Annotated in this window: 13 protein-coding genes; 2 read left to right on the plus strand and 11 right to left on the minus strand. The window is 40.9% G+C overall.

Going from position 1 to position 12,517, the window contains the following annotated elements; translation table 11 throughout:
• Nucleotides 1-2: 2 nt before the first annotated feature.
• The 6 genes from B1s21122_RS04480 to B1s21122_RS04505 form a co-directional block, all read right to left on the minus strand.
• A complete protein-coding gene (locus tag B1s21122_RS04480; protein WP_095680426.1) occupies nucleotides 3-1,508 on the minus strand; it encodes a sugar ABC transporter ATP-binding protein in 1,506 nt (501 codons plus the stop codon).
• The gene (locus tag B1s21122_RS04485) at nucleotides 1,505-2,458 is read right to left on the minus strand and encodes an ABC transporter permease (protein WP_223299042.1); all 954 of its coding nucleotides are present in this window, start codon (nucleotides 2,456-2,458) and stop codon (nucleotides 1,505-1,507) included. Before B1s21122_RS04485 ends, B1s21122_RS04480 begins: the two co-directional genes overlap by 4 nt.
• A 26-nt stretch (nucleotides 2,459-2,484) precedes the next feature.
• Nucleotides 2,485-3,501 (minus strand): ABC transporter permease, encoded by a 1,017-nt coding sequence (locus B1s21122_RS04490; protein WP_095680424.1) that lies wholly within the window; start codon nucleotides 3,499-3,501, stop codon nucleotides 2,485-2,487.
• The gene (locus tag B1s21122_RS04495; RefSeq protein WP_095680423.1) at nucleotides 3,498-4,589 is read right to left on the minus strand and encodes a mandelate racemase/muconate lactonizing enzyme family protein; all 1,092 of its coding nucleotides are present in this window, start codon (nucleotides 4,587-4,589) and stop codon (nucleotides 3,498-3,500) included. Before B1s21122_RS04495 ends, B1s21122_RS04490 begins: the two co-directional genes overlap by 4 nt.
• A gap of 94 nt (nucleotides 4,590-4,683) precedes the next feature.
• Nucleotides 4,684-5,733, minus strand: coding sequence for a sugar ABC transporter substrate-binding protein (locus B1s21122_RS04500; protein ID WP_095680422.1), 1,050 nt, complete (start codon nucleotides 5,731-5,733; stop codon nucleotides 4,684-4,686).
• Nucleotides 5,734-5,944: 211 nt separating this feature from the next.
• A complete protein-coding gene (locus B1s21122_RS04505; RefSeq protein WP_095680421.1) occupies nucleotides 5,945-7,246 on the minus strand; it encodes an enolase C-terminal domain-like protein in 1,302 nt (433 codons plus the stop codon).
• A gap of 80 nt (nucleotides 7,247-7,326) precedes the next feature.
• On the opposite strand from B1s21122_RS04505, the gene B1s21122_RS04510 reads away from it, so the two are divergent.
• Together B1s21122_RS04510 and B1s21122_RS04515 are read left to right on the plus strand one after the other, a co-directional pair.
• Nucleotides 7,327-7,656, plus strand: coding sequence for an L-rhamnose mutarotase (locus B1s21122_RS04510; protein WP_223299043.1), 330 nt, complete (start codon nucleotides 7,327-7,329; stop codon nucleotides 7,654-7,656).
• Between the two features lie 31 nt (nucleotides 7,657-7,687).
• A complete protein-coding gene (locus tag B1s21122_RS04515) occupies nucleotides 7,688-8,536 on the plus strand; it encodes an amidohydrolase family protein (RefSeq protein WP_095680420.1) in 849 nt (282 codons plus the stop codon).
• Here B1s21122_RS04515 and B1s21122_RS04520 read toward each other — a convergent pair whose 3' ends face one another.
• From B1s21122_RS04520 to B1s21122_RS04540, 5 genes are read right to left on the minus strand one after another with little or no spacing between them, the layout of a single operon-like run.
• A complete protein-coding gene (locus tag B1s21122_RS04520) occupies nucleotides 8,537-9,295 on the minus strand; it encodes an SDR family NAD(P)-dependent oxidoreductase (protein WP_095680419.1) in 759 nt (252 codons plus the stop codon).
• Nucleotides 9,292-10,050 carry an SDR family NAD(P)-dependent oxidoreductase gene (locus B1s21122_RS04525; RefSeq protein WP_095680418.1) on the minus strand — a complete coding sequence of 253 codons (759 nt, stop codon included), beginning with the start codon at nucleotides 10,048-10,050 and terminating at the stop codon, nucleotides 9,292-9,294. Before B1s21122_RS04525 ends, B1s21122_RS04520 begins: the two co-directional genes overlap by 4 nt.
• Entirely contained in the window at nucleotides 10,034-10,672 is a 639-nt protein-coding gene (locus B1s21122_RS04530; protein ID WP_095680417.1) for a bifunctional 4-hydroxy-2-oxoglutarate aldolase/2-dehydro-3-deoxy-phosphogluconate aldolase, read from the minus strand. The genes B1s21122_RS04525 and B1s21122_RS04530 overlap by 17 nt, the downstream gene beginning before the upstream one ends.
• Nucleotides 10,672-11,622: a sugar kinase gene (locus B1s21122_RS04535; protein WP_095680416.1), complete on the minus strand. Its 951-nt coding sequence runs from the start codon at nucleotides 11,620-11,622 to the stop codon at nucleotides 10,672-10,674. The genes B1s21122_RS04530 and B1s21122_RS04535 overlap by 1 nt, the downstream gene beginning before the upstream one ends.
• Entirely contained in the window at nucleotides 11,623-12,516 is an 894-nt protein-coding gene (locus B1s21122_RS04540) for an SMP-30/gluconolactonase/LRE family protein (protein WP_095680415.1), read from the minus strand.
• Between the last annotated feature and the right edge of the window lies 1 nt (nucleotide 12,517).

Consider the following 12,517-nt stretch of genomic DNA (forward strand, 5'->3'; position numbering starts at 1 on the left):
TGTTAGCTACTTTGAATACTGTTCATAATCGATCTAGACATACTCTGATAATCCTTGCTGTTATCTAAATCTCCTACCAATTCATATCTGCGCATAACCAAAATTCGATCAGCAACTGCAACCATTTCAGCTAAGTCACTTGAGATCAGGATTATTGATAATCCTTCATCAGCTAATAGGGTAATGAGTTCATGGAATGAGGCTTTTGTTCTAACATCCACACCAACTGTTGGCTCATCAATTACCAATATCTTTGTTTCAGCAGCTAACCACTTGGATACTGAAACCTTTTGCTGATTTCCACCAGAAAGGGTTAGAGCTAATTGATTGTTATCAACTACCTTAATTCCAAGACGATCTACATATTTGCTGGCAACCTCATCCTCTTTTTTAGGATTAATCACTGAAAGTTTTTGTAGGATTTTAGAGAGAATCGTAACTGAAATATTCTTTCTGACGGGAAAATCTAGAAATAATCCCTCTTCTTTACGGTTCTCAGTTACATAACCAATTCTAAATTTATGAAGGGCATCTCTAAAGTTCTTAATCTTTACCTCATCGCCATTAAGCAAAATCTGACCATTAGTTACAGCGTGTAGTCCAAGAATGGATCTAGCCAACTCACTTCGACCAGCACCTACTAAGCCATACATACCAAGCACTTCCCCTGGATAAAGACTTAGATTGATATTTCGATGACCAAGAGCGGTAGATAAATTCTTTAACTCAATTACTGGTTTTTTGCTTCGATCAATTTTACGAATTACATTCTTTCGCTCGGCTAAGTGTCGACCGACCATTAAATCTACAATCTCACCTTGCTTAAACTCTGAAAGAGATTTAGATTCTAAAACACTCACGCCATCTCGTAATACTGTAACTGTGTCACAGATTTCATATACCTCTTCAAGCTTATGGCTTACAAACAAGACCGCTGTGCCTTGATCTTTTAGCTTTCGAACTACATCAAATAGCTTCTTAGTTTCACTGCCGGTAATTGATGCAGTTGGCTCATCAAGCAAGATGATCTTGGCATTTGTTACCAATGCCTTAGCAATTTCAACTAATTGCATCTGAGCAACTGAAAGATTCTTAACCCGCTCATTTAAATCAATCTCAAATCCAAGGGTTTGTAGTGCCTGTTTAGCCAGCCGGGTTCGCTCAGCCCTATCAATTATTCCAAACTTTAATGGTGGATTATGAAGAGTAATGTTTTCTTCAACTGAGAACTCAGGAATTAAATTTCTTTCTTGGTGGACTACTGCGATTCCTGCCTCAGTAGATTCAATTGGATTATTAAAGCTTTTCTCTTGCCCATTTACTTTCATGGAACCAGAATCTGCTACATAAACTCCGGTAATGATTTTAATCAAAGTTGATTTACCAGCGCCGTTTTCACCAAGTAAGGCATGAACTGTGCCGCCAGTAAGAGTTAAGTTGACCTCATTAAGTGCTAGTACGCCAGGAAACTCCTTGGATACTTTCTTAATTAATAATTCTGCGCTCATTGCGTTGCCTTTATTCCCTCATTGGCTCGTTCTGTTCGACGACGTCGCCATTCACTTAATGCCACAGTAGAAAGTGTTACAACACCAACGCTTAATGACACGATGCTTGGATCAAGTGAGTACTGCGCTCTAGCAATATCAACTAGGCGAACTACTGCTGCTGCAATAACGGTGCCATAAATTGCAATGGTGCCACCAGACATTAAAACGCCACCAATAATTGGGGCGGCAAAGGATGCCAGTAACCAATCTCCACCAATTGAGCGGTTAATTCCAGGTAGTGATGCGATAGTAATTACTGATGCCACACCAATAAGTAAGCCAGATAAGGTGTGAGCTAGAAACACTGATTTGTTATTGGAAACTCCAGATAGTCGAGCTGCTAATGGATTTCCACCAGTTGCCAAAATTCTTCTTCCCATAATGGTTCGGCTGAAAAATAGTGAGAGCAAAATCGCGGTAATGATGGCGATAACTAAAATATAAGGAAAACCAACAAAGGCTTTCTTGCCAAACTCTGGCAGTGAAGATGGATACTTATCAATGGTAAAGGTCTTTACTAATCGATACTGGAAGCCAAGCAAAATTGTGTAAGTACCTAAAGTGATAATAAATCCATTTAATTGAGTCAAAACTACTAACGCACCATTTACTGCGCCCATTAAGGTTGCAGAGAGTAATCCGATTGGAATTGCAATTGCGATTGGCACATTGTGATCTGCCATTAACACCGCCATGATGGCGCAGGTAACCCCACCCATTGTGCCAACAGCAAGATTCATCTGACCAATACAGAGCACAACCATTTGGGCTAAACCAATTGTGATTGGCACTGCAAGATATGTTAAGAATCCTTGAAGGGATGCTCTGCTTAAGAACACACCATTTGAGGTGGCAACTAAGGCTAAGAAGCCAAGGACAAATATTACGGTGAGTGAAACTTCTGTCATCCGGTTTCTAAAGAAGAAAGGTAGCTTCATTTTTTCGCTCGCATCTTAAATGAGGCAAACATCTTTTGAATTTGGCCAACAGATAACGCAGCTAATAGAACTAGCCCAAGTGCGATATTTAAAGTTTCCAATCCAATTCCCTGAACTGATAAACCTTGGCGAATTACTAAGGTCAACATAGTTCCGATGAAAGTTCCTAAGACTGCAACTGCGCCACCTGCTAACAAAGTTCCACCCAAAACTGGACCTAAGAAGGATGGCAACATAACTTGGCTGCCAATTGCTGCAGTAAATGAGCCATTTGTGTAGGCAAGCATTAGGCCACCAATTCCAGCCAATGCACCTGAAAAAATATGCGCAGTTAAAACACGATTTTCAGTTGGAATTCCAGATAATTTTGCAGCTCTTAAATTAGAGCCAGTTGAAAGTAATTCGCGACCCAATCTGGTTTTTGAATACATAAATCCAACTAATATCAAACAAACTATCGCCGGCATCAACATCATTGGTATAGCGCTAGGTCCACAGATTGGACCTAAACAAATATCTCCTAGTGATTTACTTCGCCAAAAATCCATGCCATCTGGCTTAGTAGTAAAGGCTGCAGTTGCGCCAGTAAAGGTGACGTAGATGAAGGTAACTAAACCAAGGAGAGCGAAATCCATAGCTAAGGTAACAATAAAAGCATTGACCTGAGATTTAACAATTATCCAACCAGTAATTGCGCCAAGTAACGCGCCAGCTAAAACACCAAGTACTGCTCCTTGCACCAAACTTAATCCCCAGTATTGATATGAAGCACCAGCTACTAATGCTGAGATTGCTGCCATTCGGCCAACTGCTAAATTCAAGTGACCAATGGAGAGCACGCAAAGTTGGGCCAGACCAATTACCGTTAAGGTCGCACCATCTCGAAGTAGTGGGTAGATAACAAAATCAACATTGAAAAAAGCAGGGTTCTGTAAGCCAAAAAATATAAACAAGGCAACAGTAAGTAGTGTTAATACCACTCGTTGATCATTTAATATTGACTTAATCTTCAAATCTTCACCCTCTTGTTATCAATTGCATCAAAGTCCCAATCGATACCCAATCCTACGGAGGTTGGTGCCAATGCCATACCCTTTTCAATCTTTATCTCACTCTTTGTTACGCCACGAAGCTGTGGAATATGCTCAACATATAAACCATTGGGAATAGCTGCTGCCAAACTGACATGAATCTCCATTAAAAAGTGTGGGCAAACTTTTACATTAAAACTCTCTGCCATATGTGCAACCTTTAGCCATGGCGTAATTCCACCAACGCGAGCAACATCAACTTGCACGATACCAACTGCATTTTGATGCAGGTATTGTTGAAATTGCATTGCAGAGTACATAGTTTCACCAACTGCAATTGGGATGCTGGTTGATTGCGCCAATCTGGCATGACCAGTTACATCATCAGCTGGCAAAGGCTCTTCTAGCCAAAATAAATCAATAGGCTCAAATGCTTTGGCACGTTTAACTGCTTCGGCGACTGTAAATGATGTATTGGCATCAACCATGATATGCATATCTCTTCCAACAGTCTCTCTAACCGCCATCAATCTTTCAACATCTTCATGTGCCTTTGGTTTACCAACCTTTAGCTTTACGCCAGGCCAACCTTTTTTCTTAGATTCAACCGCTCCTGCTACCAACTCCTCAGTTGTTAAATGAAGCCAACCGCCCTCTGTGTCATAAAGAGGAACTCGGTCTTTAAAACCACCTGCTGCAACCGCCAAGCTTTGGCCTTCGCGTTTGCACTTTAAATCCCAAATTGCAGTATCAATTGCAGCAACGGCAAGTGATGTAATCGCTCCAGTCTCAGTTGCTCTAGTGGAGTAGTAAATGTCATGCCAAACTTTTTCAACTCGAGCGCTATCCATTCCCTTTAACTTAGGTACTAAGTAATCGCGCAACATCGCAAGTACTGCTGTGCCACCTGTTCCGATTGTGTAGCTATAGCCAACGCCGGTATTTCCATCAGCGGTAGTGATTTTTACAAATAAAGTCTCTTGTTTTAAAAATGCTTGAACTGAATCAGTTCTTACTGTCTCAACAGGAATATCAATTAGAAAGGCTTCGGCGTTGGTAATTATGCTCAACTGAAAAAGTCCTTTCTCAAAAAAAGTTTAAAACTTACCTAATTGCGGAAGGGCGATCAGGAGTAAACCTGATCGCCCAACCTGAACTTACTTTTTACTTACAGGTCATGTACTCGTTCTGGAAAGCCGTAAGGATTTCCTTTGAAGTAGCTTGACGTGTGTCGTTGTAGGTATCAACGTTGTCCTTTGTTACCAAGAATGAACCGGAGTCTACGTATAGACCAGGTGTATTCATGGTGCACTTCTTAGTTCCAAGTGCTGAAAGAACCCATGATCCAACATAACCTTGTCCCCAAGGATTCTGAACAACTGTTCCAGAAATTACACCAGACTTAATTGCATCCAAGATCTTTTGGTCATCATCAATTGCAATAACCTTGATTGGAAGCTTAGTTGATGCAACTCCATCAGTTGCAGCAACAGCTGGGTTGTAAGCAGTTGTAACGATGCCGTTAATCTGCTTGCCCTTTGCTGCTAGAAGATCTGTTACAGCCTTTGTAGCTGACTGTAGATCTGAGTCAATGTCAGTGATTGTGGTTAGAAGTTTTACTTTTCCACCAGTCTCTGCGATTGCTTGCTTAACACCATCCATACGACGGATTGTGTTTGCATCTACTGCGTTACCAGTTAAGTGAACAAGATTTCCCTTGCCACCCATCTCTTTAATAACTGCAGTTGCTGCAAGGTATGCAGCTTTGCCAGTATCAGTGCTCAAGCAGAAGTCTGCTGAGTTTTTCTGTGGCTCTTTAACAATGTCATATCCACCTGGGCATGAAGCAAGGGAACCAACTGCGAATCCTTTTGCCTTTAGTCCAGCAAATGTGGTGTTGATATCTGTTGGTGAAACACCGAATACACCAAATGCGTTATAGCCTTGAGCTGCCATCGCATCGATTGCTGCATTGTGCTTGGTTTGATCCCATTCACCAGTCTCGTTGAATTCTGTTCCGCCAATTCCGAATTCAGATACAGCGGCTGCTCCGCCATCTTTCCATGGTTGGAAGTAAGGGTGAGCTCCACCTGGCACAAGTGCTACCTTGATTGAACCAAATTCTCCGTCTCCGCCTGCAGAGTCAGATGAACTTGAACAACCTGTTACAAGTAGCGCAACTGCTGCCAGTGACGCAAGTAATGATTTCTTCATTAATTTCCTTTCGGTTATTTGCTAAACCCCCATGAAGTTTTAATAAACCTATGGGAATACGGTTGGAGAGAGCATTCTCCTAAATTGGGATTAAATCAACGCTTAAGAGCGCTAGAAAGATAACGAATCTGTAATTTTCACGCTTATTTAAATGGCATTTTCTTCCAAACCTAAACCCTAACTTTAGCTTTCCAATATGTGGACAGATTGTCTAAATTTGGCCAATCCATTCTGGACCATTTGGGTAGGTAAAGTCTGAAACAGATTTATCAAACATCTGTGCGCCGGCTCCTGCCTTAAGTGGTGGCATATATCTAGCATTTTCTATTTCAGTTGGCACAACAAAGTGCTCATGTAGGTGATCGACAAACTCAACTACTCGATCTGGATTCTCACCGCCAACTGCAACATAATCAAACATTGCAAGGTGCTGAACCATTTCACACAAACCAACGCCGCCAGCATGTGGGCAAACTGGTAAGCCAAATTTTGCTGCCATCAAGATAATGGCAATATTTTCATTTACGCCAGCAACTCTGGAAGCATCAATTTGTACAAAGGATAAGGATTTTGATTGCATCATCTGTTTAAAAATAATTCGATTTGTTACATGCTCACCAGTTGCCACCTTGACGGGTGCGATCGCCTTTGCAATCGCTGCATGACCAACTGCATCATCTGGATTGGTTGGCTCCTCAACCCAATGAAGATTGACATCACCTAATGCATTAATCCAGTTAATTGCCTCATTAACATCCCAAACCTGATTTGCATCAATGGCTAACTTAACATCTGGCCCAATAGCCTCCCTTGCTAGCTTTAATCTTCGCTTATCATCTTCTAGCGATACACCACACTTTAATTTTATTAACTTAAATCCATCAGCAACTGCTTGTTTGGCTAATCGAATCATTTTCTCATCTGCGTAACCAAGCCAACCTGGCGTTGTTGTATATGCAGGTAGGCCATTGGCAATTAAAGATGCTTCATTTTTGACTCGGTTTGCTTGAGCTTTGGTAAGAATCTCAAGTGCCTCACTTGGAGTTATTGCATCTGAGATGTATCTGAAATCTACTAAATCAACTAGTTCTTGTGGTGATAGATCTGAAAGATGCTTCCAAAGCGGCTTCCCACTTACTTTACAAACAAGATCCCAAGCAGCATTTATTACAGCCCCTGCTGCCATATGAGTTAAACCTTTTTCAGGTCCTAGCCAGCGCATCTGTGAATCCCGAACTAAAGATTTTGCAAAATCCCCCATTGATTTAGCTAAGTCTGAAACTTCCCGACCAACTGCATAAGTTGCCAACAAATCTATTGCTGCGCATTGCAGATCATTACCTCGCCCAATTGTGAAAACTAAGCCATACCCTGACAAATTAGGATCATCTGTTTTAAGTTCTAAATAGGCAGCTGAGTAATCTGGATCTTGATTCATGGCATCTGAGCCATCTAAACCACGTGAGGTTGGAAAGCGCACATCGGTGGTCTTAAATCCGATTACCTTTGGCATTTGCTCCCCTTAAAAATTATCAGACCTATTCGTTTACTGCTTAAAATCCTATACGATAATCAAATAAGGAAAGGGATAACTTGGAAATTAAAAGAATTGGTTCAGTTATTGGGGTTAAGCCAGATCAGATTGCTGAGTATGAACGAATTCATGCCGAAGTTTGGCCAGGGGTTTTAGCAACACTTAAACGAGCTAATGTCACAAAGTTTTCAATCTTTCGTCATGAGAATATGCTTTTTTCTTATATGGAGTACAGCGGCACAGATTATGAAGCCGACATGGCAATGATTGCAGCTGATCCAATTACCCAGGATTGGTGGAAAGTCACCGCCCCTATGCAAAATCCAGTGCCGCAAAAAAGTGAAAATGAATGGTGGCATGAAATTCCAGAGGTTTTTCATCTAACATAAGTTATTGACCAAAATAGAGAGCGAGTCGGCAATGAGAATTGATTCACACCATCACGTATGGGACCTATCAGTGCGCGAGCAAGGATGGATGGTTGGTGAAGCATTAAACCCAATCAAGAAGAATTTCTCAATTAATGATTTACGCCAGGCAATTACCGGATGCGGTATTGATAAAACAGTGGTGGTTCAAACAGTTACAAATTATGATGAAACTCCAGAGTTACTTGAGCTTGCAGATACTGATGATTTAGTAGCAGGTGTAGTTGGATTCTTAAAAATTGATGCCGAGGATGCAATCGCCCATTTAGATTCATATCAACCTTTGCGCGGCTTTAAATACTTAGTCGGCATACGAGATATTGCCCATGATTATGAAGATGTTAAATACCTTTCAAAGCCACAAGTAATTAAAAATGTACAAGAGCTTGGAAAACGTGGTTTGGTATATGACTTGTTAACAAAGACACCGCATATGAGAGCTGCAATAGATCTAGTTAAAGCATGCCCAAATACAATGTTTGTTTTAGACCATATCTCTAAGCCATATATCGCAAAGGCAGATATGCAGCCTTGGACCGATCAAATCACTGAGTTAGCAAGCTTTGAAAATGTAGTGGTCAAGGTTTCTGGTTTATTTACCGAAGCAGATTGGAAGAACTGGAAGAAGGAAGATTTCTGGCCATACCTAGAACACATCACTAAGTCTTTTACGCCAAATCGAATGATGTTTGGTTCAGATTGGCCAGTTTGCTTACTTGCTGCCACCTATAAACAAAGTATTGATTTAGTTGAGGAGTTCACTAGCAAATTTTCAGAGAGTGAAAATAATGCTTTTTGGGCAGGTACTGCAAATAAGGCTTACGGTTTAAATCTTATTTAACTAGGCATACCTGGCGTGAAGTGCGCCATCGACCATTAGATCAGCTCCACTTATAAAGGATGCGTCCTTTGATAGTGTAAATAAAATAACATTTGCAATCTCCTCAGGGGATCCAAATCTTGCATTTGGTGCAACCAATAAAGCATGTGCCTTTTCATCTGGAAACTTTTCCATATAGCTCTTCAGCAATGGTGTTGCAGTTGTGCCAGGAGAAACTGAGTTAACTCGAATTCCGTACTTGCCTTCATCAAGGGCTAAGTTTCTAGATAAACCAATAATTCCACCTTTAGCAGCAGAGTAAGGGAAAAAGTTTGGACGAGACATCCGGCCATGAATAGATGAGATGTTAACTATTGAGCCGTATTTTTTCTTTCGCATATCTGGCAAACATAATTTCGCTAGGTACCAACTAGATTTTAAATCCAGGGCAAAGAAGTCATTCCACTCCTCCTCGGCATACTCAACTGCATCGGCGTAGGAGTTTCTTCCCGCATTTGATACTGCCACTGTTACTGGGCCAAAGGCTGAAACTAATTTGTCATATCCTGCTTTAAAGGTTTCAAATTTTGAAACATCAGCCTTTTGGTACTGAACCTGATGTCCTTCACTGATTAGTTTTTCAACTAAGGCATTTGCTTTGGCATCATCAATATCTACAAATGAAATCTTGGCGCCCTCTTTAACCCCACCTAAAACAATTGCTTCACCAATTCCAGCAGCCCCACCTGTTACAAATAAATGCTCACCTTTTAATATCATGCGCTTCGCGCTCCCAATCCGCCATCAACTGCCCAATCTGAACCACTTACATAAGTTGATTTGTCGGAGAGTAAAAATGTCACAACCTTTGCTACTTCATTAGGTTCACCCATACGACCTAATGGTTGGATTGAATTGGCTTTTTCAGTTCGTCCTGACTCTGCTGCCAGCCAGCCTTTAGTTAAATCTGTGAGAATGTAACCTGGCGAAACAGCGTTGACTCTAATCTCATGCTTGCCTTCATCTAAAGCTAAGTTTCTTGTTAAACCAAGAACTGCTGATTTTGCTGCGCCATATGGGAAAAAACCTGGATAAGTAAGTCGGCCATGAATTGAACAAATATTAACAATTGAGCCACCTTTAGCTTTTCGCATGGCAGGTAAAGCTAACTTCGCGGTTAACCAAACTGGCTTCATATCTACTGCAAAAAAATCATCCCACTCTTTATCAGTCATGGTTACAGGATCAGCGTGAGAGTTAACACCGGCATTATTAACAACGCCAGTAACATCCCCAAATTTACTAACTGCCTGATTAAACGCACTCTTTAACTCTTCAAAGTTGGCAACATTGGCCTTTGCAAAAAATGCTTTCTTTCCTGAATTATTTAATTGCGCTGCTAATTTTTCACCAGCTGCAACATCGATATCAATAAATGAAACAGTGGCGCCTTCATCAGCTGCATCTTGAACAATTGCAGCGCCAATTCCTTTGGCACCGCCCGTTACGAAGATATGTTTATTGGCTAACTTCATGTTGATAAACTACCTTACTAGCCTGGTCAATTGCACTTCTAAAAGCTAAAACGTTTTTCCGCACGCCAGCCGCACCATCTTTAGTTAGTGGGCCACCTAATCCAACTAAGTCTGCGCCAGCCTCAAACCACTTTGGAATTGACTCCAAGGTAACACCGGCAGTTGGACACCAGCGATTATTTGGAAATGGCTCCCTAATAGATTTTAAGTGGGCAGGTCCTAAAACTGATGCTGGAAATAATTTCAAAATATCTGCCCCTGCATCAACTGCTATGCCAACCTCTGTTGGGGTTGATACACCCGGCATTGAAACTAATTTCAACTTCTTAGTAGCTGTGATTACATCCTCATTGGTATCAGGTGAAACGATAAACCGAGCCCCGATTGCTTCAACTTTTTTAACATCTTTAACTGTTCTAACTGTGCCAGCGCCAACTAACAAATCCTTATTCTTTAAAAGCTTTTCAATAATTTTTAGTGCCCCTGGCGTCGTTAGAGTTATCTCAATAACTTTCACACCAGCATCAACTAACGCGTCCGCCATTTCTTGGCCTTGCGCTTGCGTATTACACCTAACCAAGGTCATCATCTTTTCAGCAAGTAATTTATCTACTGTTTTCATTAATTACCCCTTACCTTTTGAATGATCTCTTTATCAATCACACCAGCAATTCCACTTGGTATGCCAGTCCAGTCCCCAAACATACTTGCAACTAACGCACCGCAGATACTTCCTTGCTCAAGTGCTTGCGTAGTGCTCATGCCACTAAGTAATCCAGCGATGACGCCACCAGTGAAAGCATCTCCTGATCCAACGGGATCAACTGCAACCACCTTAGGAGGTGTAATCTCTTCATAATTTCCATCAATGCTAAAACGCATTTTTTGATCACCTTTTGTCATTACTGCAATCTTGCAACCTCTTTTATTAACCTCTGCCAGAATTTGCCTAGGATCTACCTGTCCAAAAACTACCTGGTACTCATCCTCTCCCCAAATTAAAAGTTCAACATCACGGGCTAGAGGTTCTAAAACTTTTCTTGCCGCATCTTCACTCCAAAGCTTTCTTCTAATGTTTAAATCAAAGCTTGATTTGATCTTTAATTGGGCTGCTTTTTCTAAAGCATGCTTCACCGTTTTAGCACCACTTTCAGATATGGCGCAGGTAATACCGGTGGCATGTAACCATCTGGTGGATGAAATATATGAATCTAAAATGTCAGATGGCTCAATTGTTGAGGCCGCTGATCCTTTTCTTAAATAACTTATTTCAACTGGTGCTGATTTACCAGGATTTCTAACCATTGCGCCAGTAAATGAATCAACTCTCTTTGCAAGGGAAACATCAACTCCTTCAGCTTCAATATCAGCCATCATTACTGAACCTAATTGATCATTACCAAATCTTGAGAAATATTGGGCCTTTAAACCAAGTCGAGAGAGTGCAACTGCCACATTAACCTCAGCACCTGCAGTTACTCGTTCAAATTTTGTTGCACTCATTACTGAGTCGGTATCACTTGAAATAAAGACAGATAGAGATTCACCAAATGTAAAAAGGTCTGTGCTCAATTAAGCACCGAAGAGATTTGTTTTTTTACCTACAACTCCTGGAGATGCAATAAAAATGTAGCCTGATTGAGGGTATTGATCTAAATCTATTTGCTCCCCAGGATTTCCAACTGCTGAGGTAATTACTAACTTATCTAACTTTTCACCTGCAAAGACGCAAGAGGTTATTTTCTGGGCTGGTAATTTGATCTCATCAAGTAGTTTGCCGGTTTTACCATCAAAGCATCTGACACAAGATCCAAGCCAAAAAGCTACCCAAAGATTGTCATTTGCATCAGAGCACATGCCATCTGGATACCCCATGCCATCTGTTATTTGAACTAATGGTCTACGGTTTGAAATCTGTCCATTTTGATAATCAAATTGGTCTACTCGCATAGACAATGTGTCGATATAGAACATTCTAGATAGGTCCACCGACCAATCCATTCCATTTGAAATACCAACTGAACCAAAAAGGTTTTCTAATTTCTTGCCATCTTTATTAAGTCGATATAAAGAACCTTGATCTGTTTGATTTTCATAAGCCATCGAACCTAAGAAAAGGTTTCCGTCTGGTGAAACCTTTGCATCATTCCAGCGCATCACACCAGATTGATTATCGCCATCAACATCTTTTCTGGTTGGCAAAGTGTGAAAAGTACCATCTGCATCTCTTAATACTGGGCCATCAGCTGTACCTAGAATTTCACCGCCAACAGTTCGTGGAATTTGAAATCCAATATTTTGATCTGCGTAGTACTCATCAATTTTTCCAGTTATAAGATCACGAGATCTAACAGCTTTACTATAAATATCACACCATTGAACATGGCTGTTCTTATCCCCAGTTGCAGTTGGACCTTCACCTAATTGATTTCGTCTTGAATCAAAAACCTCAACTGCAATTGTCATG

The organism is Candidatus Nanopelagicus limnes, from assembly GCF_002287885.2.
Lineage (GTDB): Bacteria > Actinomycetota > Actinomycetes > Nanopelagicales > Nanopelagicaceae > Nanopelagicus > Nanopelagicus limnae.